The sequence below is a fragment of the Neisseria sp. HMSC073G10 genome (genome assembly GCF_001812605.1).
Lineage (GTDB): Bacteria > Pseudomonadota > Gammaproteobacteria > Burkholderiales > Neisseriaceae > Neisseria > Neisseria subflava_A.
The window spans coordinates 20,707-42,436 of record NZ_KV809499.1 but is presented as its reverse complement, the minus strand read 5'-3'; the positions used below and the strand labels follow the sequence as shown (position 1 = coordinate 42,436).

The following is a 21,730-nucleotide window of genomic DNA, read 5'->3' as shown; positions in this document are numbered from 1 at the left end:
GCCTATAATGTGTGAAACAGAAAAAGTCTCAGGCCGTCTGAAACATCGGTTTCATTTTTCAGACGGCCTGAGACCTTTATTTATGCCAAAGATTTGAATTGCCTACGAAAATACAGCAATGCCGGTGCCTGCGTGTCGGTATTGCGGATTTCGTTGAGCTGAACGAAAAAGACATAATGCGTGCCGATTTCGCGTTGATCGACAATGCTGCCGTGCAGATGCGCCAGCGCGCCTTCGACTTCGAGCTGCCCGGTTTGCCCTCTATGCCAAATATGGTATTCGAAGCGTTCTTCGGGTGAGAGGTCGGTCAGTCCGGCAAAGTGTTCGGCAACATCCTGCTGGCTGTCGTTGAGTGTGTTGATGCACAAATCACGGTTACCTTGCAGGATGGGAATGATGGCGGATTGGCGGTTGATGCACAGCATGACCGTCGGCGGCTCGTCGGTAACGGCAGTTACGGCAGTCATGGTAATGCCATAGCGTCCTGCTTCGCCGTCTGTCGTGATAACGTGCACGCCGGCGGCACAGGAGGCCATGGCATCTCGGAAGGATCTCTTGAGTGTGTGTGTTGAGTCTGTCATCCGGCTTTCTTTATTTTAATGCCTGTTCGATTTTTGCCAGCTCTGCCAAGAGTTCTTTGAGTTGTGCCATTTTTTCTTTGGATAGAACTTTTTCAATCGCATCGTAGCGTTCGTCCACCAATGCGCCGGTGGATTCATAGAGTTTCTCACCTTCGGGCGTCAGTTTCAGGTAAACACGGCGTTGGTCGTTGGAAGGCTTCAAGCGCACGGCCAAACCTGCTTTTTCCAAGCGGGTCAGAATGCCAGTCAGGCTGGGGCGAAGGATGCAGGCCTGATTGGCCAAATCTTGAAAGTCGAGTGTGCCGTTTTCCGCTAAGAGCCGGATGATACGCCATTGCTGGTCAGTAATATTGGCTTGGTTCAGAATAGGGCGGAATTGGGTCATCAATGCTTCCCGTGCCTGAATCAGACCGATATTGATAGATGCATGTTTAGATTGGTTGGGCATTACTAAGTCTCCGGTGTTATCAAAAATCAAACCGTTGAAGCGTGAGGTAGATTGATAAAGGCGAATATTGCTGTTTTAAGGCTGCCGTCGGCAGCCGGGTCATGGGAACAAAAGCATCACTGCCACAATATTAGATGAAGATCTCTAACAGTTTGTTTTGATAATAATGTTTCCAATTGTTCTTATGGTTATATCTTAGTCTATTTTCTTTATAATCTCAACAAAATCATATGTTATTGGGAAAGAGATAGTTTATTTATTTATGAAATGGAATTGGTTGAATATATTCAGGTGAAATTATTCTTTAGATTTTCTATTTTTAGTGGATTTTCAATGAATTTAGCTGAAGATATTTGCCAAGTAAATTCTGATTTTTAAGCCGATATAACTGGAAAGTCCGGATGTGTGATGAATCATTTTGCCATCTTTTAATATGATAATGGTCGGAGTGACGGCTATGTTCCATTTTTGAGCCATCAGGCCGTCTGAATCATTGAAATTTGGAAAGGATAGGTTGTTTTGTTGCATATGGTGGGCAATGTCTGTGTTGCTTCCGGAGCGCAAGGCTACGCCCAGTGTTGGGATATTGTCTTGGTGCAGCTTTTCTATGGTTGATGATGTGTATGAACAAATACGACACCAGCTACCCCAAAAATAAACGACGGCAACCCGATTTTGACTGAAGGATTGAAGGGAAGTGGTTTGCCCATCGGTTAAAGTGATGGTTTGTGCTGCCGACTGCAAGGGTTGGTCAGGCTTGCGCACCCAGTCGACAATCAGGGATAAGAAGATGAAGATAATCACAGCCTGAAGCAATGATTTGGCGTAGTGGAGTAGGGTTTTCATCATATATTGCGGGGATATTGGATTATTGTTTTATAAATGAAAAAAGCCTTGCAGAGCAAGGCTTTTTGATTCGATTCTGAAAACGTATTAACGTTTGGAGAATTGTTTTGCGCGACGTGCTTTGCGCAAACCTGGTTTTTTACGTTCAACTTCACGAGCATCGCGAGTAACGAAGCCTGCTTGAGACAGGGCTGGTTTCAGGGCTGCGTCGAAGTCAATCAGGGCGCGGGTGATGCCGTGACGGATAGCGCCGGATTGACCGGTTTCGCCGCCACCGGTTACGTTAACTTTGATGTCGAAAGATTCGGCATTTTCAGTCAGAACCAGAGGTTGACGTACAACCATGCGGCTGGTTTCACGTGCGAAGAATTCGTCAACGGGACGGCCGTTTACGATGATTTGGCCGGTACCTTTAGTCAAGAATACACGAGCCACTGAACTTTTGCGGCGGCCTGTGCCGTAGTAGTATTTACCGTTCATGTCGTGTCCTTATTATTTCAGTTCCAAAACTTTAGGTTGTTGTGCAGCGTGGCCATGTTCGGCGCCGGCGTACACTTTCAGTTTTTTGATCATAGCGTAGCCCAGAGGACCTTTAGGCAGCATGCCTTTTACGGCTTGTTCCAAAGCGCGGCCTGGGAATTGCTCTTGCATTTCGCGGAAAGTACGCTCGTAGATGCCGCCTGGGAAACCAGAGTGACGGAAGTATTTTTTGTCTTCGAATTTAGCACCGGTCACGCGCAGTTTGTCTGCGTTGATGACGATGATGTAGTCGCCGGTATCAACGTGAGGGGTGTATTCGGGTTTGTGTTTGCCGCGCAGACGGTGTGCGACTTCGGCTGCGACACGACCCAGAACTTTGTCTTCTGCGTCAATGACGAACCATTCGCGCTTCACCTCGTGGGGTTTTGCAGAGAAGGTTTTCATGGTTGGAATCCAGATATATATAGAAAGTTATGGATTTTAAAGAGGAGATTGGTTTTTGTCAATCTTAATCGAACGTGTTTGATGCATGAATATGCGGTTTTTTCAGACGGCCGGAAATCTTTACGAAAGTCTTTACTTGGAAAGGGAAAAGCCACACCTGTCGGTATGGCTTTTTTAGGGAATCCCCACGAGTGCCGTTTAGGCTGAATCCGCTTGAACCTTGCTGACAAGGCGGTCACCTCGGGTAGTTTCGGGTGCGTCCGATAAACGGACGCTCGCGCCCACTACAGCTCCCGGCAACCTAAAGCGAACGTATTGGTTCAAAGGAATGTATGCCTTCGCGAACACCGCAGGGAAAAGGGGAAAATCAGTTTTACTCCAAGCGCGCCAGTGCTTTTTGGCACGCGTTGTTCATGTCGGTTATTCTACGCTCAAATTCACCGATTGCCAAATCGTCGTTGAGGGTGGCTTTCAAGAGGTCGTGTACAACGTTGAGGGCTGCCATGACGACGATTTTGTCCGTGCCGACGATGCGGCCGCTTTCTTTAATCGCATCGCTTTTTTTGTTTAGCATTTCAACGGCTTGCAGGAGGGTGGCTTTTTCTTCACTCGGCGTGTTGATGGTGAAGTTGACATTCATGATGTCGAGATTGACTTGTTCGATACTCACGAGGCATCCTTTTATTGTTGTGTTTCTTGGGGCAATCGGGCAATGAGGCTGCGGATTTGGTCTGCACTTTGGGCCAGCGCGTTGCGGTAGTTTTCTTTTTCGGCAGTCAGGTTGTCAATTTTGCTTTGCAGGTCTTCTTTGAGTTTGCCGACTTGAACCAGCAAGGCTTCACTAAGTTCGTCAATGGCAGCGTCGTGTTGGTGTTTTTGTTGCTCTTGCTCGAGTTTGAGTCTGTCGATTTCTTCGTTGAGACGGCGGTTTTCTGAAACCAGCGTTTCAAATTTTTGGACAAGTTGGTAAACGTTGATTTCCAGATTGTTCAGTGATTGGTTCATGTGTTTCCCTTCAGACGGCCTGATGGCCGCCATATTGTGCGTCAGGCCGTCTGAATGGCAGACGGCGCGACCGTTTATTCGAAGCGCGCGCTTCGTTCCATCAGTCGTTCAACGACTTGCTGCGGGGTCATTTCTTTGCGGATGAGTTGTAGCAGGGTTTGAGTGATGGGCATATCGATTTGGTATTTGGCAGCGGTGTTGAAGACTTCTTCAATGGTGCTGACGCCTTCGGAAACGTGGCCGATTTCAACAAGCACTTGATGCAACTCTTTGCCTTCTGCGAGGCCGAGGCCGACGCGGCGGTTGCGCGAGAGTGCGCCGGTACAGGTTAGGATAAGGTCGCCGATGCCTGCCAAGCCCATCATGGTTTTAGGTTGTGCGCCCATGGCGATGGCAAGGCGAGTGATTTCGGCAAGGCCGCGCGTTACTAAGGCTGCACGTGCATTGAGGCCGTATTCGAGGCCGTCTGAAAGGCCGGTGGCAATCGCCATGACGTTTTTAACGGCACCGCCCACAGCGACGCCGATGACGTCGGTGCTGCCGTACAGACGCATCACGTTGGTGTTCAGTTGGGCAGTGGTTTCCTCCACCCAGTCTTTGTTTTCGGAAGCAAGCACGACGGCGCAAGGCAGTTGGGCTGCAAGTTCTTGGGCAAAGCTCGGACCTGAGAGAACGCCGATTTTTTTATTGTTAGGCAGGACTTCTTTCAGTACTTGGAAAGTCAGAAGGCCGGTATCTTGTTCAAAACCTTTGCAGGCGGCGAGAACGGGAATATCGGCGGCGTTATGCTGTTTGAGCAGCTCGGCGCTGCTTCTGAGTCCGGCTACGGAGGTCACGATCAGGGCAAGTTGGCTGTCTTTCAGCGCTTCGCCCAAATCGGCATGAGCGGTCAGGGACTCAGGGAAAGGGAAGCCGGGCAGGCCGCGTTTGTTTTGGCGTTCTGCTTGCAGGGTGCGGATTTGGTCGGGATTGCGTGTCCAAAGGGCAACTTCATTGTTGTGGTGCGCAAAGTGCAACGCGAGAGCTGTACCCCACGAACCTGCGCCGATGACGGTAATTTTCATGTTTCTCTTCCATATGGGAACGGGGCTTACTTTAAAACAAACGGCTTTGGGGTGCAAGGGCGGCGTTTGTGAAAAATTTTTTGTGCCGTTTAAAAAGCCTTAGGCCGTCTGAAAGTTCAGACGGCCTGCTTCGGTTTATGATTTATTGTTACCGGAATGGTAGGCATCGTAGGCGTAGTAGTCGTAGCTGTTGTTGGCTTCGCGCTTCATGCCGTTGAGGACGACACCTTTGATGTTGATACGGTTTTGTTTGAGGCGTTCAACGCTGGCCTCAAGCTCTCGTGCACGCGTGTGTGCATAACGGCTTATCATCAGGACGGTGCCTGCATGTTGGCCGATGATGACGGCGTCGGTCACGGCCAATACAGGCGGCGTGTCCAAGATGACGTAATCGTAGCGTTGGCGCGCGTGGGCGAGCAACTCGTTGAAACGTTTGTCCATCAAAAGCTCGGATGGATTGCTAGGATAGCTGCCGCTGCTGATGAGGTGGAGGTTTTCAATGCCGGTCTCTTGTACGGCTTTGGCCGGAGCCGCTTTGCCGTTGAGGATGTCAGACAAGCCGAACTCGGGGGTAAGGCCGAAGAGTCGGTCGAGGTAGCCTTTGCGCATATCGGTATCGATAAGCAGAACGCGTTTGCCTGACTGCGCCATTACGGTGGCGAGGTTGGCGGAGATAAAGGATTTACCTGCTTCAGGCGCGGCACCGGTAATCATGAGGATGTTGTTAGGCGCGTCCAGCATGGAGAAGTAGATATTGGTGCGCAGGGCGCGGATGGCTTCGACGGCAGTATCGGCGCGGTCTTCACTGGCCAGCAGATAGTTGGAACGGCCGCCGGTTTTCTTGAATTTGCTTTTGAAGAAGTCGCGTTTTTGCTGGGTTTTGGAGTGCGGAACAAGAGCGACGACTTCCAAATTGAGGTTTTCGATTTCTGCAGATGAAGTAATGCCGTTTTTCATGCGGTTGCCGATCATGAGCCACAAAGCGGTCAATGAACCTGCGGCAAGTGCGCTCAGGAGTGTGATGACGGCTTTGCGCGGGGCAACAGGGTTTTCAGGAACATAGGCATAATCGACGATGCGTACATTACCTTGCGCACTGGCTTTCATGATGTTGAGTTCTTGTTGTTTGCTCAACAGTTGGACGTAGGTAGCCTGGTTGGTTTCTACGTCGCGGGTCAGGCGGATAACTTCTTGTTGGGTATTCGGCAACTCGGCGATTTGTTGATTAATTTTGTTTTTAGCGCGCTCGAGAACGGCAAGTTTGTCCAATACGGCTTTATAGGAAGGGTGTTCCGGCGTGTACAGCTCGGCTAAGCCTGCTTCTTCGGTTTTGAGCAGGGTAATTTGGGTTTCGATGCTGGTCAGGCTTTCCAATGCGCCTTTGGACTCGAGCGGAATGTCGAGGGAGCCTGATTGTTGGCGGTAGGCATTGAGTTTGTTTTCAGCGTCTTGCAAGGTTTCTTTCAAGCGTGGCAATTCTTCGCTGATGAAGGCCAAACCGCTGGATGCAACTTGGACATCGCGTTCACGATTTTGCGCAACGTAGTTGTCGGCAATGCTGTTGAGGATGACGCTGGTACGTTTAGGGTCGGTGCCGGTAAAGGCAAGGTTGATGATGGGGCTGGTTTTACCTTTGCTGATAACAGCCAGTTTGTTTTGGATGTTTTCGATGGCGCTGATGCGGGAGAACTTGGTCAACGCAAATTCTTGACCCGGATTGGCCAAGATTTGATCGATTTTGAGGGTGGTGTGATTGTTGATTTTCAGAGGCACGCCGACCTTGCCTTCGACGACGCGTTTGTCAGGCAGGGTAAGGGTATAGGCCTTGTTGCTTTTGGCGGTCAGCGTGAAGGTTTTGTTGAACCATTCGTCTTGTACGGTAAAGCTGCCGACGGTCAATTTAGGATCGGGGTCGCCGCTGATGTTGTGCATCAGGCTGCCGATAACGGGTGTGTATTTGGCTTTGACTTCTTGGTCAAGTTGAAGGTCGTCAACGGTTTTACCCAGCACTAAGCGTGATTGAACCAGCTCGACTTCTGCTTCAGACGGCGTGGTTTGATTGTTGAAGATGCTGTTGATTTCGGTCAGGATTTGGTTTTGTCGCGTTTCAATTTCCAGCATGGCGTCGGCACGGTATTGCGGAGTGGATGCCAAGCTAAAGGCTGCGCCAAGAATGCCGCCTGCAAGCAGGGCAGCGAGGATTTTGTATTTATTTGTCCAAATGACGCGCAGCTGTTGGCCGAAGTCGATTTCGTCGTTGTCTGCGCTGTAAGGTATGTAGGTCGTTTTTTTCATTGCTTGCTTTCTTGTTCATGCCGGTTTTATACCGGTTGAGTTTTTCCGTTTAGTTTGGTTTTCCAAGTGTCTGCGGCAGCATTGAGCTGTTCAAAAACGGCTTCAAACATTTCGCTGCTTTGTTTGTATGGGTCAGGTACGGTTTTTTTAGGCAACCATTGGGCAAACAGCATGGTTTTGCTGCGTGCCGGCGAATGGATGTCGGCCACCATATCGATTTGACTGGGCTCCATCACAAGAATCAAATCGGCCTGTTCGCACATTTGGGCGGTCAGCTGGCGTGCCGTATGGCCTGCAACGATAACGCCGTGTTTGAGTGCGGTTTTAATGGCTTGGAAATCGGCATCCTTCCCTGTCAGTGCTTTTATGCCGGCGCTGCTGATTTGATGGCCGGGTAGTTTTTTCTGCATGATCCGCTCTGCTGTAGGGGAGCGGCAGATGTTGCCTAGGCAGACGATGAGTATGTTGTGGTACATGATATTGTTTTCGGTTTATGGTCTGAAAAAAGCGTGAGTCAGACTATAAGATACTGCTTTTCCGTTTATGTGGTGTGTACGGCTTTTGTATGCCGTTTATGTAATTGGTTTGGATTGTGCGTAATTTTGTATCCTGCTGTCAAACAAGGGTCTGACAGCAGGAACCACTGTTTATTTAAATGTATTGTCGAGGGTGTTGACGTTGCTGATGGAGTTGGTAATTTGTGACATTACGCGGTTCCAACGGGTAACCGGGGCAGCGGTAACGTAAACGGTATCTTCCGAACGCAGTTTGAATTCGCTGCCCAACGCGTAAGAAGTCGCATCTTTCAGGTTGAGCTGGTAGATGTGGATAGGTTTGGCCGCATCTTCTGGTGCGCGGCGGATCACGAATACGCCGGTTGCATCAGCATAGTTTTGGTTCATGCCGCCGACTTCGCCGAGCGCTTGGGTCAGGTTGAGGCCGTGATTGCCGATCGGCAGGGTGGCTTGTTTGCCGACTTCACCCATGATGTAGATTTTGTTGTTGCTGCTGTTAGGAACGTAAACGATGTCGCCATGGCTGAGAAGATGGTTTTGCGACATATCGCCGTATTGCAGCATGTCTTGCAGGGAGAGGGTGCGGTCGACGCCGTTGTGCGTCCATTTGATGTGTTGGGTGTCGGCACTTTGGGTGACGCCGCCTGCTTGGTTGATGGCATCCAAAATGGTCATCGGGATATTGGTAATCGGCAGCTGACCTGCTTGGTTGATGGCACCGGATACTGAAATACGTTGCGAACGGAATTCGGTAACGTTGATCGCTACTTGAGGATTTTTAATGTAGCGTTTCAGAAGGCTGGTTAGGGTGTTTTGCAATTCGTCCAAAGTTTTGCCTTTGGCTTGAATTTTGCCTGCCAATGGATAAGTAATATAACCGCCCTCATCTACCCAGGCACCGCGGCTGACTTGGTTGGTTTGCGGGTTGCTTTGCTGGATAGGGGAGTTGAGGTCGGAGTGCGCCCAAACCATGATATTGAGGACGTCGCCGCTGCCGATGCGATAGCGGTAAGCACTTTTGCTTTGCTCCAAACCTTTGTTGTTTTGGGAAAGTACAGGCGGCTTGCGCATTTTTTCAATCAGATTGGGCGTAATGGGGTAAACGGCAACGCGGCTGTCGAGGTTGGTATCGGCTGCGGTGTCGGTATCGGTGTAAACAATGGTTTTGGTTCTGGTTTTGATGGTTGAACCAGGAATGACTGTCGTGCTGTTACAGGCAGTCAGTGCTAATAGAGTAAGCAGGGAGAGTGTTTTTTTCATGTAGTAGTCCTTGCAGTATGGTGTCTGGGCTGTCTGAAAATGTTCAGACGGCATTATTGTTTTGTTGCCAAACCAAGTCGCAGATACCGTCTTTAGGTACGAAGCCTGTCGGTGCGCGTAACAGAAGCTGGCGCAGGCTGTTTTGGTCGCTTTGGAGACAAGCAGTTTCGAGTTCCGACAGTATGTCAGATAATTGCGTCCATGGAAGCATTACTTCACTGGCGGTCATAATACGGGGATGAGTGGTTTTTTGCACCTCATCACCGATGAGCAGTTCTTCATAAAGTTTCTCGCCCGGGCGCAGGCCGGTAATCTTGATTTCGATGTCGCCGTGTGGGTGTTGCTCGTCTTTCACTTTGAGGCCGCTGAGGACAATCATTTGACGGGCAAGGTCGATGATTTTTACGGATTCACCCATGTCGAGGACGAATACGTCGCCACCTTTACCCATTGCGCCGGCTTGGATAACCAGTTGCGCCGCTTCGGGAATGGTCATGAAGTAGCGGGTAATGTCTTGGTGGGTCAGGGTAATCGGGCCGCCTTCGGCAATTTGTTTTTCAAATACGGGGACAACGGAGCCGGACGAACCCAATACATTGCCGAAACGCACCATGCAGAAGCGTGTTTTTTGCTCCGGCTCGGCGGCAAGCGCTTGCAGGCAGAGTTCGGCCATGCGTTTGCTGGCGCCCATGGTGTTGGTCGGACGGACGGCTTTGTCGGTGGAAATCAAAACAAAGGTGGAAACGCCCGCATCTACGGCAGCCTGTGCGCAGCAGAGTGTGCCGAACACGTTGTTTTGAATGCCTTCGATGGTGTTGAACTCGACCATAGGGACGTGTTTGTAGGCCGCGGCATGATAAACGGTGTCGACGTGATAGGCCTTCATGATGCTGCTAAGGCGTTCTTTGTTTTGAACCGAACCCAAAAGCGGTACGACTTCGACTTGGCTGCCTTGCGCGGCTTGGGTTTCGCGCAATTCTTTGTCTATGCTGTATAGGGCGAATTCGGACAATTCAAACAACAGCAGTTTGGTCGGACGGCAGTTGAGAATCTGACGGCAAAGTTCGGAGCCGATAGAACCGCCTGCGCCGGTTACCATCACGACTTTGTCGCTGATGTCGGCGCTCATCAATTCAGGGCGCGGTGCCACAGGGGCGCGGCCGAGCAAATCGACCACAGAGATTTTTTTCAATGAGCTGACGTTGATTTTGCCGTCAACCAAATCTTTCATACCCGGAATGGTCAGGACTTCGCATTTGTATGCTTCGAGGCGGCGGATGATGTCTTTGCGTTCTTCCGGCGTAGAACTTGGAATCGCCAGCAGGATTTTGCGGACGCCGTAGTGGCTGATCAGCATCGGGATTTCATTGGGGTTATGGACGGCAAGGTCATAGATGACGGTACGTTGGATTTTCGGGTTGTCATCGACAAAGGCAATGGCCGAGTATTCGTTAACCTGTTTGATTGCTTCCAACAACTGGCGGCCGGATTGGCCTGCACCGTAGATGATGACGGGCGTCATCTGTTTGCGGTGATGGTCGGTCAGAATCGCACGCAGGATCATGCGCGAGCTGGTGACACCGACCACCAAGACCAAGAAATAGACGATGGGCAGGGCAAGGTGTAGTTTTTGTTCAAAAATCAGGGTGGTCAGGCAGAACAAGACCGCTGAAATGATGCTGCCGAATGCGGCGGCGGTCAGGACGCGGATGCTGACGAAGCGCGTGACGGCGCGATAGAGGCCGATACGGATGAAAAGGATGATGGTCAGCACGGCAGTGCTGCCGAAAGCCAGCCAGTTGGCGATACTCAACCATTCGTCGGAATATTGCACTTTGAGGCTTTGGGCAAACCAAAACGCCACGAATATCATCAAGATATCGTGGATGACGAAGAAGGTTTTTTTAAGGTTGCGCGGCAGAGCCAGCAGGGTTTCCAAGTTCATTTTATATTTCTTGTGTCTGAGTGTTGTAATGTGGCTTGGTACGGATTGTTTGAAGCAGGCTGTTTTATTTTTTCAGACGGCCTGAAGTTGCAGGCCGTCTGAAAATGATTATGCCGTGGCTTCAGTCAATACGGCTTCGATGTTTTCTTTGCAGAACGCAATTTCTTCATCGGTTAGGGTTGGGTGCACCAAGAACATCAGGCTGGTGTCGCCCAACTCGACAGCGTTTTTCAAACGCTCTTTCGGACGCCAAGGCGTGTCGTCGAAGGCTTTTTCCAAATACACTTCGGAGCAGCTGCCTTGATAGCATGGGACTTTGCGCGCGTTCAGTTCGTTTACGATGCGGTCGCGTGTCCAGCCTTCTTTGAGGTGTTCGGGTTTGACGAAAACGTAGAACTTGTATTGCGCGTGTTCAATGTAGTCGGCAACTTCAACCAAACGAATGCTGGCAAATTTGCCCAAGCTTTCAGCCAGTTTGGCGGCGTTCGCTTGACGGCGGGCAGTCCATTCGGGCATGCGTTTGAGCTGGATGCGGCCGATGACAGCCTGCATTTCCATCATGCGCCAGTTGGTGCCGAAGCTTTCGTGCAACCAGCGGAAACCGGGTGCGTGTTCGCGGTGGTACACGGCATCGTAGCTTTTGCCGTGGTCTTTGTACGACCACATTTTGCTCCACAGCTCATTGTCGTTGGTAGTAACCATGCCGCCTTCGCCGCCGGTGGTCATGATTTTGTCTTGGCAGAACGACCAAGCACCGACGTGGCCGATAGAACCGACGGATTTGCCTTTGTATTTTGCACCGTGCGCTTGGGCGCAGTCTTCGATAACCCACAAGTTATGTTCTTTTGCCAAAGCCATGATGTCGTCCATTTCGGCAGGCATACCGGCAAGGTGAACCACGATGATGGCTTTGGTGTTTGGCGTCAAAGCGGCTTTGATGGTTTCGGCGCTGATGTTTTGGCTGTTCAAATCGACATCGGCGAAAACCGGATTTGCGCCGGCGGTCACGATGCAGGATGCGGAAGCCAAGAAAGTGCGCGAAGTGACAATCACATCATCGCCTTGGCCTATGCCCATTGCTTTGAGGGCTACGTCCAAAGCCAACGTACCGTTGGAAAGGGCGACGGCGTATTGCGTGCCGACAAAGGCGGCAAATTCTTTTTCAAATTCGCGACATTCCGTACCTGTCCAGTAGTTAACTTTGTTGGACAGCAGGACTTTGGAAACGGCATCGGCTTCTTCTTGAGTAAAGCTTGGCCATGGGGAGAGTGATGTATTAAGCATTTGTTTTTCCTGCGAAAAGACTAGTTGATCCTTTAGGGGCGATTTCTTCCAGCAGTTGGCGGTTGATCAGGGTGTATTTTTGACCGTTGATTTCGACGTATGCACCGTCGTAAGGCGGGAACCAGAACGCACGGATTTTTTTCTCCACATCGTCGCCGTCGCGGATTTGCTTCATGGCTTCCATCTCATCACGGCTGACGTAGCGGCCACCGATGTTTGGCGTAGTCGGCAATTTGGTTTTTGACTCGATGGCGCGGGTGATGATGCGTCGCGCGAAATCTTCCAATGCCTGCATGGTTTTGCGTTCGAGCGATTGGGCGGTTTCTGTTTCAGCTTCGATAGGGAAACGATCCACTTCGATGATTTCGCCGGTATCGATGGAAGCATCGACGTAGTGGGCGGTATTGCCCCATTCGTTCAGCTCGTCCATGATGGCCAGGTTGTAGCCGCCTGTGCCTTTGTATTCGGGTAACAGCGCAGGGTGGAAGTTGATCGTGCCTAAAATCGGAATGCTCAGGAATTCATCACGCAGCTTGCGCCAGTAAAGGACAGACAAGCCCAAATCGTATTTCAGACGGCCTTCTCGCATTGCTTCCAAAGCCGTATCGAAGGTGTACAGGGGTAAGCCCAATTCCTGCGCGGCAGCCGTGGTCGGCGAGCCTTGCAGATGGCTGTCGGTCAAGACACCGACGATTTCGATATGGTCTTGTTTGGTCAAAAAACGAAGCAGGTTGGCGGAAACCTGTTTACGACCCATAAATAAGATTTTCATGGAGAAATGTCCCTTATGCATTTGCTTTTTCGGTGGCGGAAGTTGTCAGTGTAGCCAATTCTTCCAGGGTGTTTATCCAAAGGGTGGGCTGGTATTCACGACCGTATTGCTCGGGATCGGCTTGATGAATATTGTGCGGCTTAGGCATGATGCCTATGGAGAGCCAACCCAGTTTGTTGGGTGCGACAAAATCTTTTTTGATGTTGTCGCCGATGTAGATGAAACGTTTTGCAGCCGGATATTTGTTTTGCAGGAAGACAAAACGCTTATCGTCGGGTTTTTCCGATTGCATGGCTTCCGAAATCAAAATGTCGTCAAACAAATCGGTCAAACCCAAGGCCTGTATTTTCAAACGCTGTGTCAGACTGCGGCCGTCTGTAATCAGGGCACGTGCGGCAAAAGGGCGCATCAGCTTCCGTAAAAAAGACGGTTCGACATAGGGTCGGATAACAGGCCGGTGTAGTCGATATTGCCACAAAAGTGATTGTTTCTCTAGTTCGTTTAATTTGCAATGATGACACAAATTTTCGAGCCAGTCTTTACTTTTATTGTCTGCAATTTCATTTAGTACGTCGGCATCGTATTGTGGGTAAAGCGACGTAATTGTCCCTACAACTGCCTGTATTCCGGAGCATTTGTAGTCGTACTCAGAGTAAAGCGTATCGTCAAGATCGAAGACGATGACGGATTCTTCCGGTTTAATCATGTTCTCTTACCAAAATCTTAGCATCATAACGAAGCATGATTAAATTGTTTTCCCAGTCGTCGGAGAAAGGGATGTCTTGGCCGCCGATGTATTCTTGAATCAGCCAGCCTGGATAGTTGCCGCCTGCGGCGTAAGTCAGGGGGAAACCGCCGCCGAAACGCGGGTTGATTTCCACGCCGTAGGTTGTGCTGTCGGTTTTGCTGACGAAGAATTGCGCGGTAATGCAGCCGCGTGCGCCTTCCAATACGGCCATTTTTTCAACCAGCTCTTCATACAGGGCATTGCGTCGGGTTGCGCCTTTGCTGACTTCGCCGGTGCGCACTTCCAAACGTTCGCGAGGAATGGCGCATTTCAGACGGCCTTGACGGTCGTAATACATATCGACGGTAAATTCGGAGAAAGTATTCTCGATATCGATGTATTGGGTGAACATCATTTTCGGGTCTTCGGTAATGTCGACAGTCAAATCAGCCGGTGTGTTGATTTTTTTCGCACCGATGGCGCGGCTGCCGTCATAAGGCTTGGTAAAACATGGGAAAACCAGGCGGTCCCGTTCGTAAATTTCAGGCGAACGGATGCTGTATTGTGCAAACAGGCCTGAGGTCAGGCGCTTGTCGCGGCACAGGGTAATCAGTTTTGCATCGGAAATGACAATATGTATTCCTTCAGCTTCAAAACGGTCACGTGCTTCGGCCAGTTTGAGCAGCTCGGTATCGATGGTTGGCACAATCAGACCGATGTCGTGTTGTTGGGCCAGCTCGAAAATGCTGTCAATGTATTCGGCTGCATCGATGCGCGGCACGCTGAAAGTGCGGTCGGCAACATGGCAGGCAGAAGACATGTGGGGGTTGAGGTCAGTGGCAAAAACGCCGATACCGTCTGAAAAACGTGCGGCTTCGGTTTGAAAGTCCTGCACCAATTCGACACGGCGACCTGCCGACAGAATCAGTATATTATTTTTTTTCATCAGTTTTGTTACCCGTGAAATAAGGCATTGTGGCTTCCCCTTCGGCTGAGATGCCTTCTTTGACGAAGACTTTTTTAACTGTCAGGAACAAAATTTTTATATCCAGCCAAAAGCTAAAGTTGTCGATGTACCAAACATCGTGGGCGAATTTTTCATCCCATGAAATGGCGTTGCGGCCATTGACTTGAGCCCAACCGGTCACGCCCGGTTTCATTTCGTGGCGGCGGTTTTGAAAGTCGTTGTACAACGGCAGATAGTGCATCAGCAGCGGACGAGGGCCAACTAGACTCATCTCACCTTTTAAGACATTCCATAATTCAGGAAGTTCGTCCAAACTGGTGGCACGTAATTTTTTGCCGAAATCGGTCAGGCGTTCGCTGTCCGGCAGTGGGTTGCCGTCTTTGTCGATTGCATCGCGCATGGAGCGGAATTTAATCATTTTAAAAGGCTTGCCATCTTTGCCCGGCCGCTCTTGGATGAAGAACACGGGCGAGCCTAGGTTTTTACGGATGAGGTACACCAGAATCAAAAACACAGGCGACAGGATAATCAGTCCTGAAGCGGAGGCGACAATGTCAAACAGGCGTTTGAAAAATTTATTCATGAGCTAATCTTTCAATCAGGTTGACGATTTTTTGATAGGCAACGTCGCGTTTGAAGCGGCCGACGATTTCTTCGGACTGAACAGGATCGCTTTTGCGCTTCAAAATATCTTTGGCGGCTTGAACGAAACCGTCCACATCGCCGGAATGGTAGTTCGCATGCGGCAGCAGGGTAAGGACTTCGGCAACTTCGTCGTTGACTTGGCTGTTCAGAATCGGTTTTTGCAAAGCCATATAGTCGGAGAGTTTGTTGGTAATCGATGCCATTGAATAGGACTGGATGGCGTTGATGGCAATGTCGCAGCCCTTGGCAACCGACATCATTTCGGCATAGGGAATGTAGCCGTAAAACTTGATGTCGTCGCAGGCGTATTGTTTGAGCCTGTCCAAATCAGGGCCGCCGCCCATGATGTGCAACTCGACGTTTTCGCCGGCGTCCAACAGCTTGAGAACGCCTTTGCACACGGTTTCCACGTCATAGCTGTAACTGAGCGTGCCCAAGTAGAAAAAGCGGGTTTTGTCGTCGCCAAAATCTTTGGCAGGCGCGGCATCGAGTTTGGGAAAGTCAGCACCGATATAGACGACTTCGCCAGGTACATTCGGATTGGCTTCTTTGGCGCGGTCGAGATAAGTCTGCGATACGGCAACCAGCGCGTCGGCGTAACGGTAGGCCTGGTTGGCGCGTGAAGCAAAGGGCAGCAGGTTGTGCGGTACTTTTTTCAAAAACGGTACGACTGAGGAGAAAGACTCCGGCCATACGTCCTGCACATCGACAATCAGTTTGTAACCCAAACGCGCTTTGTGTTTGCCCAACAGCAGGTTGGTGGCAATCAGCGGATAGGCGGAAAAGACGACGTCTTGTTCGCCCGGACGGCAGTTTTCCAACCATTTTTCAAAATGTTTGACGAAGTGGTGATGGCTGGCCAAGCGTTCTAAAGACACGTTTTTGCTGTATCCACTTTCTTCCAACAGCATGACTTTCAGACGGCCTTGTGAGGCGGCCTCGGCATCTTCGGGCCGTCTGAAAGATTTGTCGTAGTGCTTGAAGTTGCTGGTAATCAGCAACACGTCATGCGACTGCGACAACAGCTCGGCAAGATACCAGAAGCGGTTGAAATGCGGCTCGGACGGCAGTGAGCAATAAGGGGCGACGATGGTAATGTTCATGTTTCAGATAGCCTTACATTTCGTACGCAGCCATAGTGGTGCGGTAGATTTCGTCGTCGGAGCATAAGGTTTCGACGTGTTTGTGCAGGGCTTTACCCATTTGACCGCGCAACTCCGGATGCTTGATGAGTGTATCGACGGCTTCGATAAATGCTTCGTCATCGCCGAAAGGAATGCAGTAGCCGGTTTGGCCGGTAATGACCATTTCGGAAATGCCCGCCATGTTGTAGGTCACGACAGGCGTGTCGTAAAGGCCGGCTTCCAAAATATTGTTGCCGACACCTGCGCCGTGGTCGCCCACGCAATGCGGCGTGTTCACCAAAATATCGACTTCTTTGAAGTAGCCGGTCAAGTCGCGGACGCCGCCGAGGAAGGTGACTTTGTCTTCAATGCCTAAACGTTTGGCTTGGGCTTTGAGGTTGTCCATTTCTTCGCCGATACCTGCAACGTTGAGGCGTACAGGCATACTGCGGTCAACCATTTTCTTCAAAATATCCAACATCAGATGCACGGCGCGGACGGTGTCCAAACGGGAAAGCGTGCCCAGTTGGACATAGTCTTTGACTGTTTTTTCAGGAATGAAATCTACTTTGTGCAGGGCATTGTAGGTGTAGGTGATGCGGTTGGCAGGGAAACCGTAGCGGATGAGTTTTTCACGTTCGTGTTTGCAGTTGCCGATGATGTACACGCCCAGCTTGTCGAAAAGCTTGGCGATTTTTGGATAAGTTTCCGGATCAAGGCCGCGCGCGTGGTAGAACACTTTGGTTTTCGGCGAAGCGAGCTTGGCTGCAATGGCACAGGCTGGAACGATACGCGCCATTTGGCAGTGAATCACATCGGGCTTCTCTTTTTTCAGCAGTTTCATATAGGCAAACATGCCTTTGACGTAACCCAAAAGACCACCTTGGTAAAAATCAATCGGCTGCCAACGGATGCCCAATGCTTGCGCTTCCTGAATCAAAGGGCCGTCTGAAGAGGCCAATACGATATCGTGTCCGCGTTGTTTGAGCAGGCGACCGAGGCGGAAAGTGGCGTTTTCAGTGCCACCGAGGCCAGACATGGAGGTAGTCAGGGTGATTTTCATGATATTCCCTTTGTTTTAGATGGGGTATAGCTATATGTGTAAGCGGCCTGATTTTGTAATTTGGATGCGACAAATGTGCTGTAAATGTAAATCAGCAGGCAGGGTAGCCAGATGAAGGGCATACGCAAAATGGTGGACGGAATAAAACCTGCCAACAAGAAAATGCCCAAGGCAACCCAAGCCAGTACGCGTGATTTGTTGGTTAGTGCACGGCTTGAGGCAGTGTAGAGGAAATAAAACGCTACAAATGCAATAAAGCCGAGCAGGGAAATTATGCCGAAACCCAAATACAGTTCGATGATGAAACTGTGCGGATTTTCAAAACCCAGGCTGTTACTCAAGTGGCCGCCAAAATAGTCGCGAAAATTTTTTGGTCCGTAGCCGGTTAGCAACAGGGGCGGATTATTCCAAAAATAGTTGTAAATCTCCTGACGGTAGGACACAGAGTTGTCGCTGTCTAAATCGAATAGAAAAAGGTACACGCGGCTGGAAAACCGTTCAAGAAAAGGGTTGCCGTTAAGTGACAGCAAAAATTCCGCGATGACACGGGATGGAATCATCGATAATGTTAACGCGAGCAGTCCTGTGGCAATAACGGTAATAAAACCATTTTTACGATAAGCTATATAAATGAGTGAAATCAAAAGGTAGCAGGCAATAGCTGTTCTTGATACGCAAACAAAAATGGCCATACCTAGTAGTAAATATAATCCCCAGCCCAGTAGTTTCTCTTTGTGTTTGCGTCCTTGCAGTTGAAAGAAAAACAGGATGGCGGGTGCGAGGCAAACGGCAGTAGCAGCAAGGTTGTTGGGGTTGAAAAACAGCCCTTTGAGCGAGCCTTCTTTAATGGCCAGTTCATCACTGGCACTGACAAACTGAATGCCGGTAATCAATTCCACAAATGGTGGAATGGCAACATAAAGGGCAAAGACCAATAAAAACTTCTGAATAACGCCCAATGGATCTTCAGCGCGCATAAGCACTTGGTAAAACAAGTAGAAAAAAACCGGCACCGCCATAAAAAACAAGATGTCCATGTATTGAGTCGGTATCAGCGATGTAATGCCCATGTGGATGGCCGGCCAAATACACATGGCGGCCAGGGCGCAGAGCATGACAAAAATTTTGCGCGGAATATGCTTGCCCTCCAAAAAGAATACGGCAAGGCCAATCAATACGAACAACAACGATAAAGGATTATCGATGCGCGGTACGCCGATTTTAAAAGACAGCGCCGGCCCCAGCATATAAGCTGTAAACATAATGTATAGGATGTAAGTGTATAAATTTAGACGTTTTATTTTCATAGTCGTTCTGTTGTTATCGTAGAGACCTGAATCTCAGGTTGGCTATTTTGCCGAACGGTTTAATTTGGCTTTGATTTTTTCGGTCGCGGCAAATAGTGCGTGTTTGTATTTTAGGAACAGGAAACCTAGCCCGACTGCCCATGCCAGCGCAAACCAGATGTAGTTGTCGCGCGTACCCAGCCAAGTATAGGCAAGGCAGATCATCAGGCAGAGCGTTGAGTTTGTATAAATCTTCAGGCGCGGCAAAGGCTGCCACAGGCGTGAAGAGAATTCGGTTTTAAAGATGAAAAACAGCCAAAAAGCCGTTGCGCTGGCCATAGCCGCACCTTTTGCACCGAATTTCGGTACCAGCAGATAGAGCAGGGCGGTATTGGCGATAAAGGCAACGATGTTGATGACGGTAATCAGCCAAGTTGAGCGGACAACGTTCAAACCGATGCCGCTGACTTCGGTCAGCGTGTAAAACAGGGGGAAGAGCATACACGAGAGCAGGATAAATTGAACCTGCGTGTATTTTTCCGGCAGTATCCAGGTCACCATCGGCGAGAAAATCCCAATGAGGCAAATCATTGCGCTGATGAGGACGGTCATGGAAAGCGTGATGTCGCCGATTTTATCCAGATTGGTTTTTTCTTCTACCCATTTGAACACCAAAGGCGCCCAAATAGTGGAAAACACACTTTGGAAAATCAAGGCGACGGCACCAAAGCTGACTGCCATCGAATAGATGCCCAATTCGTCCAAACCCGAGATGTCTTTGAGGACAAAGCGGTCAATCGAAGTCAGGCCCCAATAGGCCAAGTTGCCGAATGCCAGCGGCAGGCCGTAGCGCAGGCCGTCCCGATGCAGCTCGGGCGACCATTTCGCATGGGAAACGGCTTGCAGGTCTTGGCGCAGCTGATATATCAACAGTACAACGGTCAGCACTTGGGCTGCGGTGTAGGTAAAAACCAGCGAAGTAGTATTGGTAGGTAAGCCGGAAGCAATCACGGCAAAAACCAACACCAAAATCAAGAATTTCGGCGCAAGCTGGCTGACGGAAAAAGCCAATGCCTGCTCTTTCATCCGCAAAATCAAGGCTAAAAAACGGGTAATCAGCGTAGTGGCCAAGAAAATCAGAAAGAGAATCCCCAAATTTGCACTGGGGATGTCAAAAATGATTTCAGACGGCCATGATGCGTTTATCAGTAACACTAAAACCACAACCGCCACAGTCAGAATCAATGGCGATAAAAAAACGGATTTGAACAGCGCGGCCTTGTCTTTAACGGCGTAATAGTCGCGAATATAGGATTGGTCCAGCCCCAAGCCCAGCAACAGGATGCTCAGTCCGGCAATGGTCTGCAAGAGTACGATACGGCCGATGTCTTCCGCAGGGAAGTACCATGAGATGAGCGGCAGGGAAAGCAGGCCGAAAGCGGCGCTTCCTATCGGGCCCAATGCGTAGCCGAGGATTTTTTTCGCGTTCATATTATTTGTTTTCAGACGGCCAGAAGTTCGAGCTGAGCGTTTTTCGTAGGGTATGTGTTGTTACCGTTGCCGGTTTGCCAAGGCCGTCTGAAAAACAAATAGCCTTGGGAAACCGGCTACCGTCCCGGTCGGGGAAACCGGAGGCAGCCGGATGTGTCTGAAGCAAGATTATGCTTTGATGACTTTAGGATTTTTTACTGGGAATTTGCCGCGTGTATCGACAATCAGCTTGGCATGTTCGGTGATCATGTCATAGTCGAATTTGTCGTGATCGGTGGTCAGAACCACGCAATCGTATTGGGCGACAGTTTCAGGAGTCAGCGCTTCGCTCTTCAGGTCGAAGTAGTGGTGGCCGGGGATGTGCGGAAACTCTGGAACGTGCGGGTCAGAGTAGGAAACCACTGCGCCCAGTTTGTGCAGGCGGTCCATCACTTCTACAGACGGGCTTTCACGCATATCGTCCACGTTTTTCTTGTAGGCGATACCCAATACCAAGATTTTGCTGTCTTTGATAGAACGGTTGTGGTCATTCAAAGCCAGGCCGACTTTTTCGATAACGTAGTCAGGCATGTGGGAGTTTACTTCGCCGGCAAGCTCGATGAAGCGGGTGTTTACGCCGTATTCGCGTGCTTTCCAAGTCAGGTAGAACGGGTCGATAGGGATACAGTGACCACCCAAGCCTGGACCTGGGTAATAAGCAACGAAGCCGAACGGTTTGGTCGCAGCGGCATTGATGACTTCGTGAATGTCGATGCCCATTTTGTCGGCAACGATTTTCATCTCGTTCACCAAGCCAATGTTTACGGCGCGGTGGATGTTTTCCAGGAGTTTGGTCAGCTCGGCCGCTTTGGTGGAGCTTACTGGAACAACTTTATCGATGGCAGGTTGGTACAGCGCAAGGCCGACTTCCAAACAGGCAGGGGTATGGCCGCCGATGACTTTTGGAATGGTACGGGTTTCAAAGTTAGGGTTACCCGGGTCTTCACGCTCAGGAGAGTAAACTAAGAACACGTCTTGACCGACTTTCAAGCCGCCTTCTTCCATACGTGGCAGCAATTCTTCTTCGGTAGTACCGGGGTAGGTGGTGGATTCTAAAGACAGCACTTGACCGGCGCGCAGGTAAGGTTTTACCGCATCGGTAGTGTCAATCACAAAGCTCATGTCCGGCTCACGGTATTTGTTCAGCGGAGTCGGTACGCACAAAATGACGGCTTCTACTTCGCCGATGCGGGAGAAGTCGGTCGTTGCTTCAAACAGGCTGTTGGAAGCAGCGGCAATTTTGTCGGAAGGGATATGCTCAATGTAGCTTTCGCCTTTGTTGAGCTTGTCGACTTTGTTGGTGTCAATGTCGAAACCCAAAACTTGGTAACCGATATCCACATAGCGCAACATCAGTGGTAAACCGACGTAGCCTAAGCCAACGATGCCGATTTTTGCGGTCTTATCGGCAAATTTTTGTATCGTAACGTTTTTCATGATGTCTTTCGT

General features: G+C 50.0%; 22 protein-coding genes and 1 other RNA gene. All 23 read right to left on the bottom strand.

Going from position 1 to position 21,730, the window contains the following annotated elements; genetic code table 11:
* Nucleotides 1-80: 80 nt before the first annotated feature.
* The 23 genes from hpaC to HMPREF2865_RS02200 all read right to left on the bottom strand — a co-directional run bounded on the left by hpaC (nucleotide 81) and on the right by HMPREF2865_RS02200 (nucleotide 21,718).
* Nucleotides 81-581, bottom strand: a complete 501-nt coding sequence (gene hpaC / locus HMPREF2865_RS02310; RefSeq protein ID WP_070645345.1) for a 4-hydroxyphenylacetate 3-monooxygenase, reductase component — start codon at nucleotides 579-581, stop codon at nucleotides 81-83.
* A gap of 10 nt (nucleotides 582-591) precedes the next feature.
* Nucleotides 592-1,029 carry a homoprotocatechuate degradation operon regulator HpaR gene (hpaR, locus tag HMPREF2865_RS02305; protein ID WP_003681518.1) on the bottom strand — a complete coding sequence of 146 codons (438 nt, stop codon included), beginning with the start codon at nucleotides 1,027-1,029 and terminating at the stop codon, nucleotides 592-594.
* Nucleotides 1,030-1,368: 339 nt separating this feature from the next.
* Entirely contained in the window at nucleotides 1,369-1,875 is a 507-nt protein-coding gene (locus HMPREF2865_RS02300) for a protein disulfide oxidoreductase (RefSeq protein ID WP_070645396.1), read from the bottom strand.
* Between the two features lie 87 nt (nucleotides 1,876-1,962).
* Entirely contained in the window at nucleotides 1,963-2,355 is a 393-nt protein-coding gene (rpsI, locus tag HMPREF2865_RS02295) for a 30S ribosomal protein S9 (RefSeq protein ID WP_003681515.1), read from the bottom strand.
* A 12-nt stretch (nucleotides 2,356-2,367) separates the two neighbouring features.
* On the bottom strand, nucleotides 2,368-2,799 hold the full coding sequence (rplM, locus tag HMPREF2865_RS02290; RefSeq protein ID WP_003684605.1) for a 50S ribosomal protein L13: 432 nt from the start codon (nucleotides 2,797-2,799) through the stop codon (nucleotides 2,368-2,370).
* Between the two features lie 178 nt (nucleotides 2,800-2,977).
* Nucleotides 2,978-3,158: non-coding RNA, 6S RNA (gene ssrS, locus HMPREF2865_RS02285), on the bottom strand.
* Between the two features lie 14 nt (nucleotides 3,159-3,172).
* Complete coding sequence (gene zapA / locus HMPREF2865_RS02280; RefSeq protein WP_070460483.1) at nucleotides 3,173-3,469, bottom strand: cell division protein ZapA; 297 nt, start codon at nucleotides 3,467-3,469, stop codon at nucleotides 3,173-3,175.
* An 11-nt stretch (nucleotides 3,470-3,480) separates the two neighbouring features.
* The gene (locus tag HMPREF2865_RS02275) at nucleotides 3,481-3,804 is read right to left on the bottom strand and encodes a hypothetical protein (RefSeq protein ID WP_039864236.1); all 324 of its coding nucleotides are present in this window, start codon (nucleotides 3,802-3,804) and stop codon (nucleotides 3,481-3,483) included.
* A 74-nt stretch (nucleotides 3,805-3,878) separates the two neighbouring features.
* Complete coding sequence (locus tag HMPREF2865_RS02270; RefSeq protein WP_070584687.1) at nucleotides 3,879-4,868, bottom strand: NAD(P)H-dependent glycerol-3-phosphate dehydrogenase; 990 nt, start codon at nucleotides 4,866-4,868, stop codon at nucleotides 3,879-3,881.
* A 135-nt stretch (nucleotides 4,869-5,003) separates the two neighbouring features.
* The gene (locus HMPREF2865_RS02265; protein ID WP_070645343.1) at nucleotides 5,004-7,163 is read right to left on the bottom strand and encodes a polysaccharide biosynthesis tyrosine autokinase; all 2,160 of its coding nucleotides are present in this window, start codon (nucleotides 7,161-7,163) and stop codon (nucleotides 5,004-5,006) included.
* A 26-nt stretch (nucleotides 7,164-7,189) separates the two neighbouring features.
* Nucleotides 7,190-7,639: a low molecular weight protein-tyrosine-phosphatase gene (locus HMPREF2865_RS02260; RefSeq protein ID WP_070460478.1), complete on the bottom strand. Its 450-nt coding sequence runs from the start codon at nucleotides 7,637-7,639 to the stop codon at nucleotides 7,190-7,192.
* Between the two features lie 171 nt (nucleotides 7,640-7,810).
* On the bottom strand, nucleotides 7,811-8,938 hold the full coding sequence (locus HMPREF2865_RS02255; RefSeq protein WP_070645341.1) for a polysaccharide export protein: 1,128 nt from the start codon (nucleotides 8,936-8,938) through the stop codon (nucleotides 7,811-7,813).
* 43 nt (nucleotides 8,939-8,981) lie between these two features.
* Nucleotides 8,982-10,883, bottom strand: a complete 1,902-nt coding sequence (locus HMPREF2865_RS02250; protein ID WP_070645339.1) for a polysaccharide biosynthesis protein — start codon at nucleotides 10,881-10,883, stop codon at nucleotides 8,982-8,984.
* Between the two features lie 108 nt (nucleotides 10,884-10,991).
* A complete protein-coding gene (locus HMPREF2865_RS02245) occupies nucleotides 10,992-12,167 on the bottom strand; it encodes a DegT/DnrJ/EryC1/StrS family aminotransferase (RefSeq protein ID WP_070645337.1) in 1,176 nt (391 codons plus the stop codon).
* On the bottom strand, nucleotides 12,160-12,939 hold the full coding sequence (locus tag HMPREF2865_RS02240; protein ID WP_070645335.1) for a methionyl-tRNA formyltransferase: 780 nt from the start codon (nucleotides 12,937-12,939) through the stop codon (nucleotides 12,160-12,162). Before HMPREF2865_RS02240 ends, HMPREF2865_RS02245 begins: the two co-directional genes overlap by 8 nt.
* A gap of 13 nt (nucleotides 12,940-12,952) precedes the next feature.
* Nucleotides 12,953-13,645, bottom strand: a complete 693-nt coding sequence (locus HMPREF2865_RS02235) for an HAD family hydrolase (RefSeq protein ID WP_070645333.1) — start codon at nucleotides 13,643-13,645, stop codon at nucleotides 12,953-12,955.
* The gene (locus HMPREF2865_RS02230; protein WP_070645330.1) at nucleotides 13,638-14,612 is read right to left on the bottom strand and encodes an ATP-grasp domain-containing protein; all 975 of its coding nucleotides are present in this window, start codon (nucleotides 14,610-14,612) and stop codon (nucleotides 13,638-13,640) included. Before HMPREF2865_RS02230 ends, HMPREF2865_RS02235 begins: the two co-directional genes overlap by 8 nt.
* On the bottom strand, nucleotides 14,599-15,216 hold the full coding sequence (locus HMPREF2865_RS02225) for a sugar transferase (protein WP_049333552.1): 618 nt from the start codon (nucleotides 15,214-15,216) through the stop codon (nucleotides 14,599-14,601). Before HMPREF2865_RS02225 ends, HMPREF2865_RS02230 begins: the two co-directional genes overlap by 14 nt.
* Nucleotides 15,209-16,381: a glycosyltransferase gene (locus HMPREF2865_RS02220; protein ID WP_070645328.1), complete on the bottom strand. Its 1,173-nt coding sequence runs from the start codon at nucleotides 16,379-16,381 to the stop codon at nucleotides 15,209-15,211. The genes HMPREF2865_RS02225 and HMPREF2865_RS02220 overlap by 8 nt, the downstream gene beginning before the upstream one ends.
* 13 nt (nucleotides 16,382-16,394) lie before the next feature.
* Nucleotides 16,395-17,465 carry a glycosyltransferase family 4 protein gene (locus tag HMPREF2865_RS02215; RefSeq protein WP_070645326.1) on the bottom strand — a complete coding sequence of 357 codons (1,071 nt, stop codon included), beginning with the start codon at nucleotides 17,463-17,465 and terminating at the stop codon, nucleotides 16,395-16,397.
* Nucleotides 17,462-18,772, bottom strand: a complete 1,311-nt coding sequence (locus tag HMPREF2865_RS02210; RefSeq protein WP_070645324.1) for an O-antigen ligase family protein — start codon at nucleotides 18,770-18,772, stop codon at nucleotides 17,462-17,464. The genes HMPREF2865_RS02215 and HMPREF2865_RS02210 overlap by 4 nt, the downstream gene beginning before the upstream one ends.
* 42 nt (nucleotides 18,773-18,814) lie before the next feature.
* On the bottom strand, nucleotides 18,815-20,242 hold the full coding sequence (locus HMPREF2865_RS02205) for an oligosaccharide flippase family protein (protein ID WP_070460460.1): 1,428 nt from the start codon (nucleotides 20,240-20,242) through the stop codon (nucleotides 18,815-18,817).
* Nucleotides 20,243-20,410: 168 nt separating this feature from the next.
* Nucleotides 20,411-21,718: a nucleotide sugar dehydrogenase gene (locus HMPREF2865_RS02200; RefSeq protein WP_070460459.1), complete on the bottom strand. Its 1,308-nt coding sequence runs from the start codon at nucleotides 21,716-21,718 to the stop codon at nucleotides 20,411-20,413.
* Nucleotides 21,719-21,730: the final 12 nt, after the last annotated feature.

What these genes read in the sequence shown, in the direction of transcription:
- hpaC (WP_070645345.1), bottom strand. Translation starts at nt 581, where the DNA reads ATGACAGACTCAACACACACACTCAAGAGATCCTTCCGAGATGCCATG.
- hpaR (WP_003681518.1), bottom strand. Translation starts at nt 1,029, where the DNA reads ATGCCCAACCAATCTAAACATGCATCTATCAATATCGGTCTGATTCAG.
- HMPREF2865_RS02300 (WP_070645396.1), bottom strand. Translation starts at nt 1,875, where the DNA reads ATGAAAACCCTACTCCACTACGCCAAATCATTGCTTCAGGCTGTGATT.
- rpsI (WP_003681515.1), bottom strand. Translation starts at nt 2,355, where the DNA reads ATGAACGGTAAATACTACTACGGCACAGGCCGCCGCAAAAGTTCAGTG.
- rplM (WP_003684605.1), bottom strand. Translation starts at nt 2,799, where the DNA reads ATGAAAACCTTCTCTGCAAAACCCCACGAGGTGAAGCGCGAATGGTTC.
- HMPREF2865_RS02275 (WP_039864236.1), bottom strand. Translation starts at nt 3,804, where the DNA reads ATGAACCAATCACTGAACAATCTGGAAATCAACGTTTACCAACTTGTC.
- HMPREF2865_RS02270 (WP_070584687.1), bottom strand. Translation starts at nt 4,868, where the DNA reads ATGAAAATTACCGTCATCGGCGCAGGTTCGTGGGGTACAGCTCTCGCG.
- HMPREF2865_RS02265 (WP_070645343.1), bottom strand. Translation starts at nt 7,163, where the DNA reads ATGAAAAAAACGACCTACATACCTTACAGCGCAGACAACGACGAAATC.
- HMPREF2865_RS02260 (WP_070460478.1), bottom strand. Translation starts at nt 7,639, where the DNA reads ATGTACCACAACATACTCATCGTCTGCCTAGGCAACATCTGCCGCTCC.
- HMPREF2865_RS02255 (WP_070645341.1), bottom strand. Translation starts at nt 8,938, where the DNA reads ATGAAAAAAACACTCTCCCTGCTTACTCTATTAGCACTGACTGCCTGT.
- HMPREF2865_RS02250 (WP_070645339.1), bottom strand. Translation starts at nt 10,883, where the DNA reads ATGAACTTGGAAACCCTGCTGGCTCTGCCGCGCAACCTTAAAAAAACC.
- HMPREF2865_RS02245 (WP_070645337.1), bottom strand. Translation starts at nt 12,167, where the DNA reads ATGCTTAATACATCACTCTCCCCATGGCCAAGCTTTACTCAAGAAGAA.
- HMPREF2865_RS02240 (WP_070645335.1), bottom strand. Translation starts at nt 12,939, where the DNA reads ATGAAAATCTTATTTATGGGTCGTAAACAGGTTTCCGCCAACCTGCTT.
- HMPREF2865_RS02235 (WP_070645333.1), bottom strand. Translation starts at nt 13,645, where the DNA reads ATGATTAAACCGGAAGAATCCGTCATCGTCTTCGATCTTGACGATACG.
- HMPREF2865_RS02230 (WP_070645330.1), bottom strand. Translation starts at nt 14,612, where the DNA reads ATGAAAAAAAATAATATACTGATTCTGTCGGCAGGTCGCCGTGTCGAA.
- HMPREF2865_RS02225 (WP_049333552.1), bottom strand. Translation starts at nt 15,216, where the DNA reads ATGAATAAATTTTTCAAACGCCTGTTTGACATTGTCGCCTCCGCTTCA.
- HMPREF2865_RS02220 (WP_070645328.1), bottom strand. Translation starts at nt 16,381, where the DNA reads ATGAACATTACCATCGTCGCCCCTTATTGCTCACTGCCGTCCGAGCCG.
- HMPREF2865_RS02215 (WP_070645326.1), bottom strand. Translation starts at nt 17,465, where the DNA reads ATGAAAATCACCCTGACTACCTCCATGTCTGGCCTCGGTGGCACTGAA.
- HMPREF2865_RS02210 (WP_070645324.1), bottom strand. Translation starts at nt 18,772, where the DNA reads ATGAAAATAAAACGTCTAAATTTATACACTTACATCCTATACATTATG.
- HMPREF2865_RS02205 (WP_070460460.1), bottom strand. Translation starts at nt 20,242, where the DNA reads ATGAACGCGAAAAAAATCCTCGGCTACGCATTGGGCCCGATAGGAAGC.
- HMPREF2865_RS02200 (WP_070460459.1), bottom strand. Translation starts at nt 21,718, where the DNA reads ATGAAAAACGTTACGATACAAAAATTTGCCGATAAGACCGCAAAAATC.